The sequence below is a fragment of the Rhizobium sp. 'Codium 1' genome, assembly GCF_020889605.1.
Classification (GTDB): domain Bacteria; phylum Pseudomonadota; class Alphaproteobacteria; order Rhizobiales; family Rhizobiaceae; genus Allorhizobium; species Allorhizobium algae.
On the sequence record NZ_JAJGPW010000002.1, the window covers coordinates 51,287 to 70,369 of the forward strand.

A 19,083-nucleotide genomic window follows, 5' to 3' on the forward strand; every position below is an offset into this window, starting at 1 on the left:
ACAGCCCTCCTGACCGGCGAAAGAGACAGGTCCACCGTCAGTTTCTCGATCTCGACAACGACGCGCCGCCATCCGATCAGCCAGCACACCCTGGCGTATCGTGCGGCGCGCTCTCGGAACTTCAGACGAAGGGCGTGGCTCGCCCACCCGGACGGGCCTCTGCATGGCCCCACCGCAAAATCCTCACCGCACCTCACTGCGCCCGCTTGACGACTGACGTCGCAGGCGTTAAATAAACCACTTGGTTAATTAACCGAATGGATAAACATGAGCGACGACCCTTTGTCCTTGACATTGTCCGCCTTGGCCGACCCGACGCGGCGCGCAATCCTCGCGCGGCTAGCCACCGGCGAAGCAACCGTCAACGAACTGGCAGAACCTTTCGACATGAGCCTTCCGGCTGTTTCCAAACACCTGAAGGTGCTGGAACGGGCGAAGCTCATTTCGCGCGGGCGCAGTGCCCAGTGGCGCCCCTGCCGACTGGAACCCGAGCCCCTGAAAACTGTCGATGGCTGGCTTGGCGATTATCGCAAGCTTTGGGAGCACAGGTTTGATCGCCTGGAGGATTACCTGGCCGCAATCCAGAAGGAACGCGAAGACGTGAAGGATGATGAAGAATGACTGACAAGCTGGAAATCTTGAACGAGCGTCTGCTCCCCGCAGACCCGTCAGCCGTATTCAACGCGATTGCTGACCCAAAGCTGCTGGCGCTGTGGTGGGGACCGCACGGCTTTACCAATCGCATCGACGAATTCGACTTTCGCGCCGGCGGCGATTGGCGCGTGACCATGACATCATCTGACGGCACCGATTTCGCCAACCGGTGGACCTTTCAAGAAATCGAACCCGGACGCCGCGTGGTCGCCCTTCACCATGAACCGATGCACGTCTTCACGCTGGAGATGACATTCGAGGGCGCGGAACCGGGCACACGTCTGAAGTGGCGCATGCTGTTCGAGCCGACGGAGGAAAACCGGGAGATCCAGAAATTCATTCACGCCGCCAACGACCAGAATTTGGAACGCCTCGAACAGGTCCTGCAAGAAGGAAACCAGTGAGATGACGAGCACACTGGATCCTTCCCGCATCCTGGAGGTCGAGCGCCTCGTCGCCGCTCCCATCGATCTTGTCTTCGAGATGTTTGCAGATGCCCGCCATCTCGATGCGTGGTGGGGGCCGGATGGCTTCCAGAATGAAACCCACGAGATTGAATTCTCGGTCGGCGGTTTTTGGCGCTACACCATGCATGGTCCGGACGGCAGGGATTGGCCGAACTGGATCCGCTATCAGGACATCGCACCGCCGACCCGCATCGCCTATGAGCACGGTGGCGAGATGGGAGAGCCCGCACATTTCGATGGGATCATCACCCTTCGCGATGAAGGTGAGCAGACCCGCGTCATCCTGACCCTCGTCTTCCCGACGCAGGAAGCGCGCGACGCAACCTTCAAGTTTGGCGCAGTGGAGGGTGGCAAGCAGACGCTTGCCCGTCTTGCCGCCTATGCCAGGGAACGCCACGCGGCGGCGGGAGACAACTGAAGGACAGAGGCTCAGCTTGGGTGTTTCTGTTTCGCCAGAATGGCGAGGGCAATGCCCCCGATGACACAGGCGCCAGCGACGATGAAATGCAGCGTCAGCCGCTCGTTGAGAAAAAGGATCCCACCGAGCGCTGCAATGACAGGGACTGACAGCTGGATCAGCGCCGCCTGAAAGGTCTCAAGACCCCTGAGCGCCCTATACCAGATCGCATAGCCGAGGCCCGACGCGACGATGCCAGACGCCAGTGCCAGGAGCACCCCGGTCGGCGTCGCTGTCTCATAAAGGGCTGCGACCACAGCGAGCGGCAGACAGAAGGCGGAGGCCCGGACAAAATTGCCAGCGGTCTGGCCGATCGGATCCTGCGATCCTCGGCCACGCAACGTGTAGACAGCCCACGCAACGCCCGAGGCGATCATCAGAGCACAGCCGACCGGGTCCGGCCGTCCCACGCCGGGCAGAATGAGATAGACGAATGCGGCAAACGCGATTGCGAAGCCGATGACTTCCCGCAGGCTCGGACGGTCACCCTTGAAAAGCCCGAACGTGACCATGCTTGCCTGCACGGAGGAAAAGAGGATCAAGGCGCCGGTCGCGGCCCCGAGGGAAAGATAGGCGGCGGAAAAGGCGATGGCATAGACGAAGAGCGCCGTTGCTGCCCACCAGTCGCCCGGCAAGGCAGGCCCCGCTGTGCGAGAGATGGTCTGCCCGCGCCGCATCAGGCCATAGAGCACCACCGCCCCCGAGATGATTCTCACGGCTGTATACCCGGCGGCCTCGATCGAAACGTCCCCCAGAGCCTCGCGGGCCAAAAGCGAATTCGCGGCGAAGGCAAGCATGGCCAAAGCGGTTAAGACGAATGTCGATTGCAAAGCTATCTCCCAGCGACATCCTGCAGCGGTGTCGTTGGGTCCGCAGGATCGAACCCGTGTTAAACGCGAGCCTCTTCCGCTTGACAAGCCGACAGCGGCAAAACAGTCGGCAGCGGCCCAGCTGTCATCGCGGACGCCTTCGTTGGGGCGATACGATCATGTCGCGTGATCCATCCCATCAATATTTGACGTTTGGCGAAATCGCTTCGTTGCGGCAATCTGCAGCGGTTTGAACTGTGAGATATTGTCATGTCCGTGACTGTTGACGCTGTCGCCGGAAAGGCGACGCGGCGGGAGTGGATCGGTCTTTTGATCCTGTCCATTGCCTGCCTCATCTATTCGATGGACCTTTCGGTCCTGTTCCTGGCCACGCCCTCGATCGTGGCCGACCTCGATCCATCGGCCACCCAGCTCTTGTGGATCAACGACATCTACGGCTTCATGGTCGCCGGCTTTCTCGTCACCATGGGCACGCTCGGCGACCGCATCGGTCGTCGCAAGGTGCTGCTGACCGGCGCCTTCTTCTTCGGCGCGGCCTCGGTCTTTGCCGCCTTCGCCAACACTGCCTCCATGCTGATCGTCGCGCGCGCCCTTCTCGGCATCGCCGGCGCCACGATCGCCCCGTCAACTCTCTCGCTTGTCGTCAACCTGTTTCGCGACGAGAGTGAACGCAACCGGGCAATCAGCATCTGGGGCACCGCCTTTGCGCTGGGCGGCCTCATCGGCCCGTTGATCGGCGGTGTACTCCTGCAATACTTCCACTGGGGATCGGTCTTCCTGATCAACGTCCCGATCATGGCGGCGCTCCTGGCGACGGCGCCCTTCCTTCTGCCGGAATACAAGGATGACAATGCCGGTCGACTTGACCTCATGAGCGTCGCGCTCTCGCTTCTGACCGTCCTGCCCATCGTCTACGGGTTCAAGAACATGGCAGCCGAGGGCTTTCACTCCACACAGCTTCTGCCGATTCTCTTTGGGATTGCTGTCGGTGTCATCTTCGTCAAGCGCCAGAAGATGCTCCAGCACCCGATGATCGATCTCGCGCTGTTCAGGATCCCGGCCTTCACCGCTTCACTGGTGGTCAACCTCGCCGGCGTCTTCTTCATTTTCGGCATCTTCCTCTTCCAGAACCTCTTTATGCAGCTCGTCATCGGCCTCACGCCGCTCGAGGCCGCCCTCTGGTCCATTCCCTCATCGCTGGTCTTCACCGTCATGTCATTCCAGGCCTGGCGCGTGACGAACAGGCTGGGGCCGGTGAAAACCGTCTTGCTGGGACTTGTGGTCAATGCACTTGGCACCGGGCTGATGGCGATCGCCGCCTGGCATTCGAGCCTCATCGGCGTGCTCGGCGCCAGCATGATCATGGGCCTGGGCTTCGTACCCGTCATCCTGACAACGACGGGGTTGATCGTCGGCACAGCCCCTCCGGAGCGGGCGGGCTCCGCCTCCGCCATTTCGGAGACCAGTGCGGAGTTTGGCGGAGCACTGGGCGTGGCGATCCTCGGCAGCCTCGGAACGCTCATCTATCGCTTCGGGATGCAGAATGCGGATCTAACCGCGCTTTCACTGGCAGACAGGGACTTGGTCATTTCGACATTGGGGACGGCGCTTGAATTGGCACGCAACAGCGGAAATCTGGCCGCCCCCTGGCTCGACCTGGCACGCGAGAGCTATGCCCATGGCTTCGCGCTCTGCTGCGCCCTCGCCACCTTGACCCTGCTGTTGCTTGCCGCCATAGCCGCAAGAGTCTACGCCCGCACCGAGCTCGACGAAAGCCGGATTGCCGGCCAATAGAGATCGTTGCTAGAGGCCCGGCAGGGTGTCGAGCAGGCGCTTCACACCTTGCAGATCGGATCGGAAGGCCTCGAGACTGCGTGCCTTCAGATCCTCATCGGGCATACGCAAGATTGCTGCAGGATGTGTTGTGACAAGCAGCATCCGGTCTTCCTGCATCGGGATCGGCATGCCGCGGACTTCGGCGATCGGCCGGCTTTCGCCCGTAAGCGAAAGATAGGCGGTTGCCCCCAGTGCCACCACGATGCGCGGCTTGATCACCTCGATTTCCTTGGCCACCCACCAGCGGCAATGGGCGACTTCGCCTGCATCGGGGCGCATGTGGATGCGCCGCTTGCCGCGCCGCTCGTATTTGAAATGCTTGACGGCATTGGTGACATACACCTGGCTCCGGTCGATCCCAGCCGCCTCGATGGCCTCGTCGAAGACCTTCCCGGCGGGACCGATGAAAGGTCGTCCCGCGAGGTCCTCGGTGTCGCCGGGTTGTTCGCCGACGAAGAGGACTTCGGCATCGACGGGTCCCTCGCCGAATACGGTCTGTGTCGCATGGCAATGCAGTATACACCGCGTGCAAGCGGACGCTTCCTGACGCAGGCGATCAAGCGGCGGCAGATCGACCGCCGCCTCTTCGTCCCGTCCACGCCACTGCGCCTGTAACCGCTCGTGAAAGGCCGGCGGCTGGCTCGCCTGCCGCGCTGCCATCTCGGCCACGCGACGTTCGGCGCCCGCGATCAGGTCTGGAATGAGCGACGCCTCGGGCATGTTCTTCCAGTATTTCTTCGGCATCTCCGACTGCATGGCTCGGATCTTCAAACGTGCCGGATTGAAGATATTGGCGAAGTAGGTACGCCAGAGTTCGTCCGTCGCGTCCTCGGCCGTCGGTCGGGCGGCAGGCTCGCGCGAGGTCTTCAGCGCTTCACCGTTCCAGGCGGCAGATCCCCTGGGCGTTGCGATCAACCAGTCCATGTCGGTGAAGCGCCGCTGAAAGAAGCCCGCCGTGCGGGAGACGATGAAATGCTCCGGCTCGAACCAGGCGACGAAACGCCGGCGCTCGGCCTGAACAGCCTCTACCTCGCGAAACCGCACGAAGGCTTTCATCTTGTGGCTGTCACGCCTTACATTCTTGATCAGTCGCATGAGCAGTGCGACGTCGGCATCGGACCTCACCTGCAACAGGCTGCGCTCCTCCTGGAGGCGCCAGAGGATGCGATAGAGAAGCGAAAACCGATCAGGATCCGAATGGCAGATCGCCGTTTCTGCCGCCTCGATGAAACCCTTGGGCACGACCATGTCCGACGGCGCGGTGTGCCCGGGTTCTGGCCCATCGACCGCGCCGAACAGATCCTCCCCCTGTCCAGCAACCTGCCAGCGAACCTCGTCCGGCGCGACCGCATCTGCAAGCAGACGGCGGGCGGCATGCCGCCATTCACCGAACTCCCCTCGCCCGTCGAGCGTGACCGTCCGCATCAAAAGAGCGACAACTGTTCGGCCGGCGGCGCAAAGACGGCGCGAAGATCCGTACGGTCGAGGCTGCGATTGGGCGACCAGCCCTCTGCGACGATGAAGGATCGCACCTTCTTCAAGGACACGCCAAGCCGCGCCAGGTCTTCGAGCCTCACCCGCCTATGGCGCCGGGCAGACAAAAGTCCGTTGACCGTCTTTGTGCCGAAACCGGGCACGCGCAACAGCGTCTCACGATCCGCCTTGTTGACATCGACAGGAAAGCGGTCGCGATTGGCGAGCGCCCAGGCGAGTTTCGGGTCCAGCTCGAGATCGAGCATGCCACCCTGCCCGATCGACGAAATCTCCTCGACCGAGAAACCGTAGAAGCGATAGAGCCAGTCGGCCTGATAGAGGCGATGCTCGCGCATCAGCGGCGGCTTGATCAGCGGGAGGTTTTTCGAACTGTCCGGGATCGGGCTGAATGCGGAATAATAGACCCGCTTCAGGCCATAGGAGCTGTAGAGCCGCGCACTCGATCCGAGGATCGTCGCGTCATCGGCGCCATCAGCCCCGACGATCATTTGCGTGCTCTGTCCGCCGGGAACGAATTTCTTGCGCCGACCGGTATGCGTTGGCTCGCGGGCCTCATCGATCTTCAGCCTCAGATCCGCCATGGACCGGCGGATGTTCACGGGCCGCTTTTCAGGAGCGTACCGTTCGAGCCCGTGATCGGTCGGCAATTCGATATTGATCGACAGACGGTCGGCATAGAGCCCTGCCTCTTCCACCAGATGCGCCGAGGCCTCGGGGATCGTCTTCAGGTGAATATAGCCGCGGAAATCATGCTTGGTCCTGAGGTCTCTCGCGACCGTCACCATTTCCGCCATCGTATCGTCGGAGGAGCGGATGATGCCAGACGACAGAAACAGCCCCTCGATATAGTTGCGCCGATAGAACTCGATCGTCAGCCAAACCACTTCCTCCGGTGTAAAGCGGGCGCGTTCGACATTGCTCGACGAGCGATTGATGCAATAGGCGCAGTCGTAGATGCAGAAATTCGTCAGCAGGATCTTCAACAGAGAGATGCATCGACCATCCGGCGCATAGGCATGGCAGATCCCTGAACCCTCTGTCGAACCCAGACCACCAGAGGCCGCAGAATCGCGCTTGGTCGTCCCGCTCGACGCGCAGGACGCATCGTATTTGGCAGCGTCGGAGAGAATGGCGAGACGTTCTTTGAGAGACTTCTTCATTTTTATGTTCTCTATACGTTCTCTTGGCTTCCGTCAAGAAAAAGGCCTGCGACATTCCGTCTCCACAGCTGCCAAGCAATTGAGAAAGTTAGCGTTTTCGAGCCTGGAACGGCGATGTGGAATCAAGTGTCGAAAACTCTGGAAATTGCGCTGACCATTCTGCTATAGTCCTGCTCAACCTGATTTGTGACATGGTTCCGCAGCTTTGCTTCGGAACCTGTTTTCTTTTGTGTCCGCTGTGCGGCCATGAATACGAAGGAAGACGAAATGGTAGACAAGGTACCGATGACGCAGAACGGCTTCGTCCGGCTCAACGAAGAGTTGCGCTGGCGCCAGCAGGAAGAGCGTCCACGCATCATCGAGGCGATTGCAGAGGCGCGCGCCCATGGCGATCTCTCCGAGAATGCGGAGTATCACGCCGCCAAGGAAGCGCAGAGCCACAACGAGGGCCGCGTCGGCGAACTGGAAGACCTGATCGCGCGTGCAGAAGTCATCGATCTCTCGAAGATGTCCGGCTCCAAGATCAAGTTCGGCGCGACCGTAAAGCTCATCGACGAGGACACCGACGAAGAGAAGACCTACCAGATCGTCGGCGACCAGGAAGCCGATGTGAAGGCCGGCCGTATCTCGATCTCCTCGCCGATCGCCCGCGCGCTGATCGGCAAGGAAGTCGGCGACAACATCGAAGTCGTCGCCCCGGGCGGCTCCAAGGCCTACGAGATCCTCGCGGTCAAGTGGGGCTGATGGTGGACGGGTTCCGCTGATGCCTGAGACAAAGAACTACGTGGATCCCGCCGGGATCCACGTCATCGCCCCCAATCTCAAGCAACGGCTCTCCGGCGTCACCTCGACGATCATCCAGCTCGTTCCGGTCCAGAACCGCCTCGGCCAGAAGGTCGCGGTCCTCGGTCCAGGTCTGCCGCCTCACCTGCCACATCTGCGCTTAATCGATCTCTGGAAGCTCTGGCGCGCGCCCGAAGGTGCAAGCCATCGTGTATGGCATGCCCGCCGCAACATCGAGATGTTGCCGGGCATTGTCCTGCGCGATGTCCTGCGCATGCCCCTGAAGCTCGTCTTTACGTCTGCCTCGCAGCGCAAGCACTCCGCCTGGACCAAGTTCCTGATCCGTCAGATGGACGCGGTGATCGCGACGAGTGCCAAGACCGCCGGATACCTTGAAGTTCCGAACACCGTCATCATGCACGGCATCGACTGCGACATCTTTCGGCCCGCCGAAGACAAGGCGGAGGCCAAGCGCGCCTGCGGCCTTGACCCCGAGCTGCGCTACGTCGGCTGCTTCGGCCGCGTACGTCACCAGAAGGGCACCGACATGTTCGTCGATGCGATGATCGAGCTCTTGCCCGCGCGCACCGACTTGGCAGCCGTCATCGCCGGCCGCGCCACCGCAAAGCACATCGACTTCGAGAACGGCCTGAAGGCGAAGGTCAAGGAAGCAGGCCTCGCCGACCGCATCCTCTTCGTTGGCGAACACAAGAACATCGCCGACTGGTACCGAACCCTCGACCTCTTTGTCGCACCGCAGCGCTGGGAAGGCTTCGGCCTCACCCCACTGGAGGCAATGGCAACCGGGGCGCCGGTCGTGGCAACCGATGTGGGGGCATTTTCGGAACTGGTCAGGACTGAGGCGCCCGCAACGGGCGTGGTGCTTTCCACGGTAGGCGCTGAAGCCATGGCCCGCGCCACCGCCCAGATGATCGCCTCTCCCGAAAACTTGGCAAAGATGTCGGAAAACGCACTCGCCCACGCCCGCTCGATCTTTTCGATCGAAAGGGAAGCCTTGTCCCTCGGTGAGCAGTACAAACGCCTTCATCCCTGAGCCGCACTCACGGCATGGCAATTCTATATCTAATCAGACAACTCGATTACCGCCTGAGTTTGGAGCACGTTCGTTGGCAGAACTGGTAAACATCATCTGCATGAAGTGGGGCGACTTGTATGGCCCGGAATACGTCAACAACCTTCGCAGAGGGGTGAAGCGCCACCTCGCACGCCCGCATCGTTTTGTCTGCTTTACCGACGACGCAGAGGGCCTGGACCCTGACATCGAAGTCGCGCCCTTGCCGTTCCTGAAGATGCGGGCCGGCGAGACGGATCTACGCTGGCAAAAACTTTCCGTGTTTGCGGCCAACCTCGCCAATCTGTCCGGCCCCACCCTGTTTCTCGACCTAGATCTCGTCATCGTTGCCGACATGAGTGTTTTCTTCGACCTACCGGGCGAGTTTTTGATCATTCGCGACGATGACCTGTTTCGCTCCAAGCCTCTCAGGAAAATCAACTCAAAGCGCAACGCCTTTCTCGCAATGGTCGGCAACAGCTCGGTGTTTCGTTTCGAATTCGGCAAACATCCGGATATCCTCGACAGCTACCTCGCTGATCCCGCAAAGGCAGCAAGGGACTACGAGCACGAGCAGCAATTTCTGAGTGACTACCTGTTCAAACGGGGCAAGCTCACTTATTGGCCGAGAGATCTCTGCGTCAGCTTTAAGAACGACTGTGTCCCAGGATTTCCGCAGAGCTTTTGGAAGGACCCGTCCCTCCCGAGAAATGCCCGCATTGTCGTTTTTGCCGGAAGCCCCAAGATGGGTGAGGCGCTCAACGGAGGCGGGAAGAAATGGTATCGGCGCATCGGCGATTTCAGGTGGCTCCGTGACTTCTGGCACGCCATCTGAGGCGAGCGGGCAAGCTCGGGCAACGTTGGCCAGAACAACAATCGGACCAACAACAGTGGTTGCGTAATCTGCCTCGCTTGCACGCACGAGCGCGAAAATGCTACTGCCCCGGCTCGGGGCAGCAGGGACCGAGTTGGTTGATGTCGGCGACGATATAACTGGCTTGGAATGGATGGGCGAATGGACGTCAAGATTTACGCAATCAATCTGGATCGCTCCAGGGAGCGCTGGGATTCGATCACGCGGCAAGGGGCAGAACTAGACCTGGATGTGGTTCGCGTTCCCGGACTAGACGGCTCTCTGGTCCAGGCTGACGACCGTATTGATTGCGACGATCCGGCGTTCCGACGCAAGAATGGCCGCACCATGTTGCCGGGCGAATACGGCTGCTATCGGAGCCATCTCCAAGCCCTGCGGACATTTGTCGATTCCGGGGAGCCCATCGGAATAATCGCCGAAGACGACGTGGAACTGACAAGAGATCTGCCGGCGCGGGTCGCAGCGGCGTTCGACGCAGTGCCCACAGCCGATGTCATCAAGCTCTTCAACCACCGCGTGGTCGGCTTCAGGCTCTTTGGCACTTCGTCGCTCGGCGACAGTGTCGGCCGGGCAACCCACGGCCCCATGGGCTCGGCGGCCTGCTATGCGGCCAGCCACACGGGAGCGATCAAGCTCCTCAACGGCCTCGCACGCATGGAATATCCCTGGGATGTCGCCCTTGAGCGCGGTTGGGCAACGGGGGCCAGCATCTGCACGGTCAGAACGAACCTCATCATGGCAGGCCGCCAGGAGACCACAATCGCAAGCCGGTCCGTTTACAAGGCCACTAAATTCCCATGGTGGAAGCGATCGAAGACCTATGTGCACCGCATCCTCGAGACCGTTCGGAGGGTGCGATATGCGCGCGACAGCTGAAGGTTTGATCCTCGATCACAGGGCGACGATCCTCAAACTGGTAACAGCCTCGCTTTGGGCCCTGCTCGCATCGGCTATCCTCGTCGAAAGCGACGTCTATCGTTATGTAACGCTCGCGATGGTCGCCTTCGTCGCAATCTACCATCGCCGGGAATTGACGCAGGTCTCGTATGATTGGCTGGCCCTGCTTTGTTATGGCTGGGCGATATATGTGACCATTCGATTCTCGTTCGGGATCGTCCTTTATGACGAAAAAGGCGCGTCGGAATGGCTCTACATCTTCCCCGTCTTTTTCCCCGCCAGCGGCGCGGCTCTCTATCTCACGCGCAACCATCTCTATCTTGCCTGCTTGATCCTTCTGGCGGCAGGCCTCATCGGGCTCATGGCGACGCTGGATGTCACGCAAGTGCTCGGCGGCGTGCGCAACCCGCCATTGTTCCACAAGAACCCGATCCATGCTGGGGTTGGCAGCGGAATGCTGTTTCTGAGCGCCGTATTCCTGCTGAGCTATGCGACAGAGACTGGCAGGCTGAGCACCCGCTGGAAATGGCCGACCATGGCGCTTTGCTCGGCAACGGCTCTCCTATCCCTCCTGGCGATGCTCGGAGCTCAATCAAAGGGCGTTTGGCTCGCACTCGCCTGCACGCTTGCCTTCTCCGGCCTGCTGTGCCTGGCGCACATCCCCGGACGATGGCGCGTCGTCGTCCTGTCGGGTCTGACCATCGCCGCCGTCATCGCAGCGGTCTCTGCTTCATCCGTCGTAACCCAGGTTGCCGGTACAACCATTACGGCCACCGAGCGACTGACATCGGCAGTGGTATCGACCAATCTGTCGGAGGCCATGCAAAAGGCGATCGAAGATCCTGAAACCCCCGAAGCCATGCGCGAACGGCTGATGATATGGTCCAACGCGCTGGAGTTGTTCCACACCGCCCCCTTCTTCGGCCGGGGGAACTTGTGGCTGCAGGACTGGTACAAGACGACCTATGCAGATGTCGGCTACACCCTGCTTCACAACGGCTTCCTGGAGATCGTTGTCCGCCACGGTCTCCTTGGCCTGGCGTTCCTGGGGATCTTCATGGTCGCAGCACTGCAGCGGCTGCTGGCTGCTCGACGGCAAGGCCTGATCGCCACCAGCACGCTCGCTTATATGCTGACGATCACCGTCTTCTTCCTCGGCACCATAGCGACCAATTCGAACAATCGTCTGGCGATCGGCGAGAGCTTTTTCATTCTGGCAGGAGGTGCGGTCTTCGCCGTGACCCTTCTGCTGCGGCAGTCAGCAGCAAGCCAATCGCAAGCATGCGAGTGAGGGCACCCGCCCTCCTCAGATCTCAACCATCCCCAGCTTCTTCACTTGCCGGATGGTGAGCATCGTCCTGACGGTGTCGACATGTTCGTTCGCCGTCAGCACCTCGATGACGAAATCCTGGAATTTCGTCAGGTTTCCCGCCACACAATGCAGCAGGAAGTCGCTGTCGCCGTTGACCATCCAGGCCTGGCGCACGATCGGCCAGCTGTCGGTTGCTGCGGCAAAGGCCTTGAGATTGGCTTCCGACTGGTGCTTCAGGCCCACCATGCAGAAGGCGACAAGGTCGTAACCCAGCCGGCTTGCATTCAGGTCTGCGTGATAACTTTCGATCACGCCTGCCTCTTCGAGCTTGCGCACCCGCCTTAGGCAGGGCGGCGCCGAGATCCCCACGCGCTCGGAGAGTTCCACATTGGTCATGCGTCCATCGCGCTGCAGTTCCTTGAGGATCCTGAGGTCGATGGCGTCGAGTTCTACCTTGAGCACGGCCGTTCCTTTTGAAGATGTGTCCGTTATCTACTCCAACCGGCGCAATTGGCAAGATTCAGCCACGCTCACGCACAATTATTGCGTGGGCCGGCAATGCCCTGTTGCTAATGCGCCTGCATGCCTTGAATTGCGCTTCGCTTCGATCCTAAATGAGCGGCAGTTGCGCGAGGACCGGACAAGAGCCATATCGAGGCCCCGGTCGACACCGACTGCGCGTTGAAAGGAAGCGACATGACTGCCCGCCACACCAAGGTGCTGATCATCGGCTCCGGCCCTGCCGGCTACACTGCAGCGATCTACGCCGCCCGCGCCATGCTGAAGCCGGTTCTGATCGCCGGCATGGAACAGGGTGGCCAGTTGATGATCACGACCGATGTCGAGAATTATCCAGGCTTTGCCGATCCGATCCAGGGCCCCTGGCTGATGGAACAGATGCTCAACCAGGCGATCCATGTCGGGACCGAGATCGTCAGCGACCTCGTCACCGAAGTCGACACCGTCAATCGCCCCTTCACGGTGAAGACCGACAGCGGTCAGGTCTGGACCGCCGACACGCTGATCATCTGCACCGGTGCCAAGGCCAAGTGGCTCGGCATTGAAAGCGAGCAGCATTTCCAGGGCTTCGGCGTTTCCGCCTGCGCCACCTGCGATGGCTTCTTCTATCGCAACAAGGACGTGATCGTGGTCGGCGGTGGCAATTCCGCGGTCGAAGAAGCGCTTTATCTCTCGCATATCTGCAAGTCGGTCACGGTCGTGCATCGGCGCGACAGTTTCCGCTCTGAAAAGATCCTGCAGGAGCGCCTCTTCGCCAAGGATAATATCCGTGTTCTCTGGAACACGACGGTCGAGGAGATCACCGGCGCGCCGGCCAAGCCGCCCATGCCGCCCTCGGTGTCCGGCGTACGGCTCAAGGACCGGCTCACGGGCGCTGTCAGCGACATGCCGATCGACGGCGTCTTCGTCGCGATTGGCCACGCACCGGCGGTCGAACTCTTCAAGGACAAGCTGAAGCTCAAGTCCAACGGCTATCTCTGGACCGCGCCCGATTCTACAGCGACCGACGTGCCCGGCATCTTCGCTGCCGGTGACGTGACCGATGACATCTATCGTCAGGCGATCACCGCCGCCGGCATGGGATGCATGGCGGCACTGGAAGCCGAACGCTACCTGTCGGCAATCCCGGTGGATGCGCAGCAAGCCGCGGAGTAAACCGACGTGAAGGGGGCCAGCATGCCGTTGGACTGGGACAAACTGCGCATTTTCCACGCCGCTGCCGAAGCTGGGTCCTTTACCCATGCCGCAGACAAGCTGCATCTGTCCCAGTCGGCGATCAGCCGCCAGGTTTCCTCCCTGGAACAGGATATCGGCGTAAAACTCTTTCATCGCCATGCCCGAGGCCTGATCCTGACAGAACAGGGCGAATTGCTCTACCGCACGGCCCATGACGTTCTCTTGAAGTTGCAGACGGTCAAAATGCAGCTCACCGAGACGACGGAGAAGCCGTCCGGCAAGTTGCGTGTCACCACCACGGTAGGCCTCGGCCAGGGGTGGCTGACCGACAAGGTGCAGGAATTCCTCCAGCTTTACCCCGATATGTCGATCCAGCTCCTCCTCGACAACGAGGAGCTCGACGTGAACATGCGCCACGCCGACTGCGCGATTCGTCTGCGACAGCCACAGCAGTCGGACCTCATCCAGCGCAAGCTCTTCACCGTGCACATGCACGTCTATGCGGCTCCGTCCTACATCAATCGCTATGGTGAGCCGCAATCGATCGAGGATCTGGACAACCACAAAATCATCACCTTCGGGGAGCCGGCGCCAAACTACCTTCTGGACGTCAACTGGCTGGAGGTCGCGGGTCGCTCCTCCGACAATCCGCGCATGCCGCACCTGCAGATCAACAGTCTGACATCGATCAAGCGCGCCTGCCTGCTGGGCATCGGCATCGCCATGCTGCCGGATTACATCGTCGGGCGTGATCCGGGTCTGTTGCAGCTCGTGACCAGCGCGGACGTCCCCTCCTTTGACACCTATTTCTGCTACCCCGACGAAATCAAGAACGCGGCAAAGCTGAAGGCATTCAGGGACTTCATCGTCGCCAAAGCCCGCAACTGGAACTTCTGAGCTTTTAATCGACCGGCCGTCTTTGTCTGCCACACACACAGACCTGCAGCTTGCGCATGCCTGACATGCATAAAAAAGCATTGTTCACTGCACAAAAAACCACCATATCGCACACAGCTGATGCACATGGTGGCTTTTTCCTCCCAGTTCCACCGCAGCAGCTGTTCCCCTCTGGAGGTTTTTGACCTTCACAATTCAAAGGGCCCTGGTTTACCGGTGGCCCTCTTTTTTTGTTTTCTCGATGGAACGATAAGCTCCGCTCCCCGTTGAAGCGCCAGGCGGAGTCGACACCGCCCGCATTTCTGCGGGCGCCCTGTGATCGCACCGCCACAGTTTCGTTTTGGTTGCTTGCATTGGAGGGGACATGGTCCTGGAGGACGTAATGAAGGCGCTGGCACACCCGGCCCGCATGGAAATGTTGATCTGGTTGAAGCAACCGATGGAATTTTTCGGCATACCTGATGCCGAAGCGGTCGACGGCATCAGCGCCGGGCAGTTCGAACGTTCAGGCCTCTCCCAGTCTGCCGTGTCCGCCCATCTCGCAACCCTGCAACGTGCCGGCCTGATCAGCTCGCGACGGGTCGGACAGCGGGTTCTCTATCGCCGCAACGAAGAATCTATTGCCGAATTCGTGAAGACCTTGAACGAAACACTCTGATGCCCCACATCGGGTTTCCCAATGAACCTTCCCATCATTGGAAACTCCCGAGAGGTTTCATGTCCAAGCTTTTTGAACCGACATCCGTCGGCGGCATCCCGCTTTCCAACCGCATCGCCATGGCGCCGCTGACGCGCAATCGTTCGCCGGGCGCCGTGCCCAACGATTTGAACATCGAGTATTACCGCCAGCGCGCGACGGCCGGCCTGATCATCAGTGAAGGCACGGCGATCACCCATCAGGCGCAAGGCTATGCCGATGTACCCGGCCTCTACAAATCCGAAGCGATCGAGGGCTGGAAGAAGGTGACTGACGCCGTGCACAAGGCGGGCGGCAGGATCGTCACCCAGATCTGGCATGTCGGCCGGATCTCCCATACCAGCCTGCAGCCCGAAGGCGGCAAGCCGGTTGCCCCGTCCCCTGTCGCGGCCAAGTCCAAGACCTATGTGCTGAACGCTGACGGTTCCGGCGCCTTCGTCGAAACATCTGAACCGCGCGCGCTCGAAACTGCCGAGCTTCCCGGCATCATCGAGGATTACCGCAAGGCGGCCCGTGCGGCTGTCGAGGCGGGCTTCGACGGCGTCGAGATTCATGCCGCCAACGGCTACTTGCTCGAGCAGTTCATGCGTTCGAACAGCAATCAGCGCACGGATCAATATGGTGGCTCGATCGAGAATCGCATCCGGCTGACGCTGGAAGTCGTGGACGCCGTGACCAGGGAAATCGGCGCCGACAAGACCGGCATCCGCATCTCGCCGACGACACCGGCCAATGATGTCTCCGATCCCGACCCCAAGGCCGTCTACACCGCGCTTGTCGAAGCACTGGCAGAACGCGATCTGGCCTTCTTGCACGTCATCGAAGGTGCCACCGGCGGCCCACGTGACGTCCTGCCCTTCGACTGGAAGGCCCTCAAGGCCGCCTATCGCGACGCCGGAGGCAAGGGTGCCTGGATCGCCAACAACGGCTATGACCGCGCGTCCGCTATCGAGGCCGTCGAAAGCGGTTACGCCGATCTCGTCGCCTTCGGCCGCCCCTTCATCGCCAATCCGGACCTCGTCCGCCGCCTGAAGGAAGATGCCGCCCTCAATCCTCTGGACCAGGCTACGCTGTATGGCGGCGGCGCCGAGGGTTACACCACCTATCCGGCTCTCGCCTGATACGCGAAAGGGCTCCCGCAAAACCGGGAGCCCTTTTTTTATGCTGACGTGCCGTCACTTCAACGGCGAAACCCCAGGCGCAAGGTGAGACGCGCCGCAAGCAAGCCCATCAGCAGCCCGTTGACAGGATGCAGCGCCCCGATCAGCGGCTGGCCCTGACCGCTGGCCGCCAACGCGACCTGAAGCAGGTAGAGGCCAAGCAATCCGCCGGCCATCGACCGATATTCGCGCAGACCAGCGATGAAGGATGTCAGGAAGAGCCCCATGATCGGCACGCCGACAGCCCCGCCGGTCGCAGCATGCGCCTCCCATCGGGTCCCGCCCCCGACTATCGTCATCCCGGCAAGAAAAAACTGGACAGCGATCCCGACAAGGGTGAGCGCCGCAAGAGCGCGAAAGCCAAGTCGAGGCATCGAGGAAACGGACATTGCGCAGCTCACTTTCCGCCTCCAGCAATCAGCTCTGTGCCCTTTGATGCAACCATGGCGTCAGGCTCAGGAAGGCAACCCAGGCTCCGCAGCGTGCCCTTGACGGCCTGATCGATCGGCGTGCGCGGCTCCTCGCCGAGGAAAGCACACAGGGCGCCATTGTCGAGCCGGATCGTCTTCCGCCACAGATACCGCATCTCATGCAGTTCCCTTAGCAGCGGCACGAAAGGACGGACAAAGCCTGTCAGCCGCCATGGGAAGTGAAACGAAAGGATATTGGGTCGACCGACTGCCCGGCCGATCGACTGCACCATCTGCATTCCGTCATGGTCGTAGAAACCTTCCATATGGAAACGGGCGAAACTTGGCAATTCGTCTGCCCGGTCAAGAAGTCGCATGAAGGTTTCTGCGACATCCGGCAGATAGGCCCAGGCATGACCTGCGCCCTTGCGGCCCGGATTGAGGACGAACCGAATGGGCTTGCCCGGCTGGACCAGACCCTGTGCAAACCAGTTGTTTCCTGCATCAGGCCCGAAGAAGTCTCCGGCCCGGACGATGATCACGACCACGCCCTCGCCTGCCGCTCGCTCGAGACGCTGCTCTAGTTCGACACGGATCCGACCCTTCACGGTGTGCGGCGCCTGACGGCTATTCTCCTTCAGCAGCGGAAACGTATCGGCGCCGAAATTGTAGATCGTGCCCGGCATCAGGATTCGGGCACCCACAGCGCGGGCGGCGGCGATCGTGTTGTCGATCATCGGCAGCACGAGTTCGCCCCAGTTCCGGTAGCCGGGCGGATTGACGCCATGAACGATGACACTGGCCCCCCGCGCGGCATGCAGCACATCGTCTGCTATCATGGCATCCCCGGACACCCATTCATAACGCGGGCGCATCAGGTGCTGCTTCTCTGGCCTACGGTGCATCGCACGCACGCGGTAGCCGCGCTGTAGGAGCGCTTGCGCAAGTGCCCCGCCGACGCCGCCGGTGGCGCCGAGAACGAGCGCGAGGGGAGCCTGCAGGGAGGCCTTGGAAAAGTCTGTCATTGTCATCTCCTGTGTTTGAACTGGAGTGACTCTGTCATTTCCGTGTGATATTCAAAATTGCCAAAGATCGTACACATGACATTCAAAAATGTATGGCTCCTAATCACATCAGCTGGGACCACTACCGAACCTTTCTCTTCGTCATCGAGACGGGGTCGCTCTCTGCGGCCGCGCGCGCGCTCGGGCTCACCCAACCGACCGCCGGCCGGCACATCGAAGCATTGGAGCAAGCCTTCGGAGCGCCCCTCTTTCTGCGAACCCAACAGGGACTACTGCCGACCGAAAAAGCCCTGGCCATGCGGGCGCACGCAAAGACCATGGCTGCCATGTCTTCGGCCCTCGCCCGTATCGCCTCCGGCGACATGGAGGACGTGCGCGGCACGGTTCGCATCAGCGCGAGCGAAGTGATCGCAGCGGAATCGCTGCCGCCCATCCTCGCCAGGTTTCAGGAGGCCCATCCGAACCTGGAGATAGAACTATCCGCCTCTGATAGGATCGAGGACCTGCTGCAGCAGGAAGCCGATATTGCCATCCGCATGGTGCGCCCCACCCAGTCCGCCCTGGTCAGCCGCCGCATAGGACACATCTCGCTCGGCCTTCATGCCCATCGCAGCTATCTCGATCGCCACGGCGTTCCGAAATCGCTGGAGGACCTGAAGGAGCATCGCTTGATCGGCTTCGATCGACAGCTCGCCTATATCCGGGATCTGCTGAAAACCCGCCCCAATCTCGCAGGCGTGACATTCGACTTTCGCACCGACAGCAATCTCGTCCAGCTGGCGGCGATCCGCGCCGGTCTCGGGATTGGCATTTGCCAGAATGCGATCGGCGCCCGCGATCCCGATCTCGTGGAGGTCCTGCCGGACGCGCTCGATCTCGCGCTCGAAACCTTTGTGGTGATGCATGAAAACCTGAAGACTGTGCCGCGGTTTCGCAGCACTTTCGATGCCCTCGCCGCCGGTCTCGGCGACTGGATCAGGGTCGGCGACGGCAAGGATTAGCCCCTCCACCGCACTGAATCAGGATATGAACAGACCCGGCCAGGCCATTGATCCTGTTCAACGCATCCGGATCAGGGAGAGGGCGGCTCTTCGCCGTCAAAGCTGTCGACCACATCCACCTCGGGACGGTCTCCTCCGTCGCTGTATTCTTCGTGCCAGCGCCCCGTTTCATCCTGATAGCTGATCATCACACTCTCGTCGCCGACCTGTTGCTCGGCCATGACGATCCTGACCGCCTCAAGGGCCTGGTCATGCGTCGCGAAGGCTTCCGAATAGACGCCTCCCAGGCGATAGGCCCAGCCACCATCATGTTGGACGATCTCGTAGATGATCTTCACCATGGCCACTTCCCTCCTCCAGCC

21 protein-coding genes are annotated in these 19,083 nt (G+C 60.8%); 14 read left to right on the forward strand and 7 right to left on the reverse strand.

The annotated features are described in order from the left end of the window. Positions 1-267: 267 nt before the first annotated feature. Genes LJE98_RS05465 through LJE98_RS05475 form a run of 3 tightly spaced genes read left to right on the forward strand, consistent with a single transcriptional unit; the run spans position 268 to position 1,539 of the window. On the forward strand, positions 268-621 hold the full coding sequence (locus tag LJE98_RS05465; RefSeq protein ID WP_229574006.1) for an ArsR/SmtB family transcription factor: 354 nt from the start codon (positions 268-270) through the stop codon (positions 619-621). Further along, positions 618-1,058, forward strand: a complete 441-nt coding sequence (locus LJE98_RS05470; protein ID WP_229574007.1) for an SRPBCC domain-containing protein — start codon at positions 618-620, stop codon at positions 1,056-1,058. The genes LJE98_RS05465 and LJE98_RS05470 overlap by 4 nt, the downstream gene beginning before the upstream one ends. Before the next feature lies 1 nt (position 1,059). Beyond that, entirely contained in the window at positions 1,060-1,539 is a 480-nt protein-coding gene (locus LJE98_RS05475) for an SRPBCC family protein (RefSeq protein WP_229574008.1), read from the forward strand. A gap of 11 nt (positions 1,540-1,550) precedes the next feature. Here the strand turns inward: LJE98_RS05475 and LJE98_RS05480 are convergent, their stop codons facing one another. After that, on the reverse strand, positions 1,551-2,294 hold the full coding sequence (locus LJE98_RS05480) for a DMT family transporter (protein WP_229574009.1): 744 nt from the start codon (positions 2,292-2,294) through the stop codon (positions 1,551-1,553). 363 nt (positions 2,295-2,657) lie between these two features. On the opposite strand from LJE98_RS05480, the gene LJE98_RS05485 reads away from it, so the two are divergent. Beyond that, on the forward strand, positions 2,658-4,202 hold the full coding sequence (locus LJE98_RS05485) for an MFS transporter (RefSeq protein ID WP_229574010.1): 1,545 nt from the start codon (positions 2,658-2,660) through the stop codon (positions 4,200-4,202). A gap of 9 nt (positions 4,203-4,211) precedes the next feature. Here the strand turns inward: LJE98_RS05485 and LJE98_RS05490 are convergent, their stop codons facing one another. After that, complete coding sequence (locus tag LJE98_RS05490; RefSeq protein WP_229574011.1) at positions 4,212-5,669, reverse strand: UdgX family uracil-DNA binding protein; 1,458 nt, start codon at positions 5,667-5,669, stop codon at positions 4,212-4,214. Then, positions 5,669-6,898: a putative DNA modification/repair radical SAM protein gene (locus LJE98_RS05495; protein WP_229574015.1), complete on the reverse strand. Its 1,230-nt coding sequence runs from the start codon at positions 6,896-6,898 to the stop codon at positions 5,669-5,671. The genes LJE98_RS05490 and LJE98_RS05495 overlap by 1 nt, the downstream gene beginning before the upstream one ends. 267 nt (positions 6,899-7,165) lie before the next feature. Between LJE98_RS05495 and greA the strand changes: the two genes are divergently transcribed. From greA to LJE98_RS05520, 5 genes are all read left to right on the forward strand, one after another. After that, positions 7,166-7,642 (forward strand): transcription elongation factor GreA, encoded by a 477-nt coding sequence (gene greA, locus LJE98_RS05500; protein WP_229574017.1) that lies wholly within the window; start codon positions 7,166-7,168, stop codon positions 7,640-7,642. A gap of 19 nt (positions 7,643-7,661) precedes the next feature. Beyond that, entirely contained in the window at positions 7,662-8,735 is a 1,074-nt protein-coding gene (locus tag LJE98_RS05505; RefSeq protein WP_229574019.1) for a glycosyltransferase family 4 protein, read from the forward strand. Between the two features lie 100 nt (positions 8,736-8,835). After that, positions 8,836-9,588, forward strand: coding sequence for a hypothetical protein (locus LJE98_RS05510; RefSeq protein WP_229574021.1), 753 nt, complete (start codon positions 8,836-8,838; stop codon positions 9,586-9,588). Positions 9,589-9,768: 180 nt separating this feature from the next. Further along, positions 9,769-10,503 carry a glycosyltransferase family 25 protein gene (locus tag LJE98_RS05515; RefSeq protein ID WP_229574022.1) on the forward strand — a complete coding sequence of 245 codons (735 nt, stop codon included), beginning with the start codon at positions 9,769-9,771 and terminating at the stop codon, positions 10,501-10,503. Beyond that, on the forward strand, positions 10,487-11,815 hold the full coding sequence (locus LJE98_RS05520) for an O-antigen ligase family protein (protein WP_229574024.1): 1,329 nt from the start codon (positions 10,487-10,489) through the stop codon (positions 11,813-11,815). Before LJE98_RS05515 ends, LJE98_RS05520 begins: the two co-directional genes overlap by 17 nt. 15 nt (positions 11,816-11,830) lie before the next feature. Here the strand turns inward: LJE98_RS05520 and LJE98_RS05525 are convergent, their stop codons facing one another. Next, positions 11,831-12,298, reverse strand: a complete 468-nt coding sequence (locus LJE98_RS05525; protein ID WP_229574026.1) for an Lrp/AsnC family transcriptional regulator — start codon at positions 12,296-12,298, stop codon at positions 11,831-11,833. Between the two features lie 234 nt (positions 12,299-12,532). Between LJE98_RS05525 and trxB the strand changes: the two genes are divergently transcribed. The 4 genes from trxB to LJE98_RS05545 all read left to right on the forward strand — a co-directional run bounded on the left by trxB (position 12,533) and on the right by LJE98_RS05545 (position 16,246). Beyond that, positions 12,533-13,510 carry a thioredoxin-disulfide reductase gene (gene trxB / locus LJE98_RS05530; protein WP_229574028.1) on the forward strand — a complete coding sequence of 326 codons (978 nt, stop codon included), beginning with the start codon at positions 12,533-12,535 and terminating at the stop codon, positions 13,508-13,510. A 21-nt stretch (positions 13,511-13,531) separates the two neighbouring features. Continuing rightward, positions 13,532-14,428, forward strand: a complete 897-nt coding sequence (locus LJE98_RS05535; protein WP_229574029.1) for a LysR family transcriptional regulator VtlR — start codon at positions 13,532-13,534, stop codon at positions 14,426-14,428. A gap of 364 nt (positions 14,429-14,792) precedes the next feature. Continuing rightward, positions 14,793-15,086, forward strand: coding sequence for an ArsR/SmtB family transcription factor (locus LJE98_RS05540; protein WP_229574031.1), 294 nt, complete (start codon positions 14,793-14,795; stop codon positions 15,084-15,086). A gap of 59 nt (positions 15,087-15,145) precedes the next feature. Beyond that, positions 15,146-16,246, forward strand: a complete 1,101-nt coding sequence (locus LJE98_RS05545) for an alkene reductase (RefSeq protein ID WP_229574032.1) — start codon at positions 15,146-15,148, stop codon at positions 16,244-16,246. 59 nt (positions 16,247-16,305) lie between these two features. On the opposite strand, the gene LJE98_RS05550 is transcribed toward LJE98_RS05545, so the two are convergent. Beyond that, a complete protein-coding gene (locus tag LJE98_RS05550; protein ID WP_229574034.1) occupies positions 16,306-16,674 on the reverse strand; it encodes a DUF6220 domain-containing protein in 369 nt (122 codons plus the stop codon). A gap of 8 nt (positions 16,675-16,682) precedes the next feature. Further along, positions 16,683-17,720, reverse strand: a complete 1,038-nt coding sequence (locus tag LJE98_RS05555) for an NAD(P)H-binding protein (RefSeq protein ID WP_229574036.1) — start codon at positions 17,718-17,720, stop codon at positions 16,683-16,685. Between the two features lie 92 nt (positions 17,721-17,812). On the opposite strand from LJE98_RS05555, the gene LJE98_RS05560 reads away from it, so the two are divergent. Beyond that, positions 17,813-18,721: a LysR family transcriptional regulator gene (locus LJE98_RS05560; RefSeq protein ID WP_229574038.1), complete on the forward strand. Its 909-nt coding sequence runs from the start codon at positions 17,813-17,815 to the stop codon at positions 18,719-18,721. Positions 18,722-18,792: 71 nt separating this feature from the next. Here LJE98_RS05560 and LJE98_RS05565 read toward each other — a convergent pair whose 3' ends face one another. After that, positions 18,793-19,062: a DUF2188 domain-containing protein gene (locus LJE98_RS05565; protein WP_229574039.1), complete on the reverse strand. Its 270-nt coding sequence runs from the start codon at positions 19,060-19,062 to the stop codon at positions 18,793-18,795. Positions 19,063-19,083 lie beyond the last annotated feature (21 nt).

What these genes read in the sequence shown, in the direction of transcription:
- LJE98_RS05560 (WP_229574038.1), top strand. Translation starts at nt 17,813, where the DNA reads ATGGCTCCTAATCACATCAGCTGGGACCACTACCGAACCTTTCTCTTC.
- LJE98_RS05555 (WP_229574036.1), bottom strand. Translation starts at nt 17,720, where the DNA reads ATGACAGACTTTTCCAAGGCCTCCCTGCAGGCTCCCCTCGCGCTCGTT.
- greA (WP_229574017.1), top strand. Translation starts at nt 7,166, where the DNA reads ATGGTAGACAAGGTACCGATGACGCAGAACGGCTTCGTCCGGCTCAAC.
- LJE98_RS05520 (WP_229574024.1), top strand. Translation starts at nt 10,487, where the DNA reads ATGCGCGCGACAGCTGAAGGTTTGATCCTCGATCACAGGGCGACGATC.
- LJE98_RS05495 (WP_229574015.1), bottom strand. Translation starts at nt 6,898, where the DNA reads ATGAAGAAGTCTCTCAAAGAACGTCTCGCCATTCTCTCCGACGCTGCC.
- LJE98_RS05490 (WP_229574011.1), bottom strand. Translation starts at nt 5,669, where the DNA reads ATGCGGACGGTCACGCTCGACGGGCGAGGGGAGTTCGGTGAATGGCGG.
- LJE98_RS05465 (WP_229574006.1), top strand. Translation starts at nt 268, where the DNA reads ATGAGCGACGACCCTTTGTCCTTGACATTGTCCGCCTTGGCCGACCCG.
- LJE98_RS05550 (WP_229574034.1), bottom strand. Translation starts at nt 16,674, where the DNA reads ATGTCCGTTTCCTCGATGCCTCGACTTGGCTTTCGCGCTCTTGCGGCG.
- LJE98_RS05475 (WP_229574008.1), top strand. Translation starts at nt 1,060, where the DNA reads ATGACGAGCACACTGGATCCTTCCCGCATCCTGGAGGTCGAGCGCCTC.
- LJE98_RS05470 (WP_229574007.1), top strand. Translation starts at nt 618, where the DNA reads ATGACTGACAAGCTGGAAATCTTGAACGAGCGTCTGCTCCCCGCAGAC.
- LJE98_RS05515 (WP_229574022.1), top strand. Translation starts at nt 9,769, where the DNA reads ATGGACGTCAAGATTTACGCAATCAATCTGGATCGCTCCAGGGAGCGC.
- LJE98_RS05545 (WP_229574032.1), top strand. Translation starts at nt 15,146, where the DNA reads ATGTCCAAGCTTTTTGAACCGACATCCGTCGGCGGCATCCCGCTTTCC.
- LJE98_RS05505 (WP_229574019.1), top strand. Translation starts at nt 7,662, where the DNA reads ATGCCTGAGACAAAGAACTACGTGGATCCCGCCGGGATCCACGTCATC.
- LJE98_RS05485 (WP_229574010.1), top strand. Translation starts at nt 2,658, where the DNA reads ATGTCCGTGACTGTTGACGCTGTCGCCGGAAAGGCGACGCGGCGGGAG.
- LJE98_RS05510 (WP_229574021.1), top strand. Translation starts at nt 8,836, where the DNA reads ATGAAGTGGGGCGACTTGTATGGCCCGGAATACGTCAACAACCTTCGC.
- LJE98_RS05535 (WP_229574029.1), top strand. Translation starts at nt 13,532, where the DNA reads ATGCCGTTGGACTGGGACAAACTGCGCATTTTCCACGCCGCTGCCGAA.
- LJE98_RS05540 (WP_229574031.1), top strand. Translation starts at nt 14,793, where the DNA reads ATGGTCCTGGAGGACGTAATGAAGGCGCTGGCACACCCGGCCCGCATG.
- trxB (WP_229574028.1), top strand. Translation starts at nt 12,533, where the DNA reads ATGACTGCCCGCCACACCAAGGTGCTGATCATCGGCTCCGGCCCTGCC.
- LJE98_RS05565 (WP_229574039.1), bottom strand. Translation starts at nt 19,062, where the DNA reads ATGGTGAAGATCATCTACGAGATCGTCCAACATGATGGTGGCTGGGCC.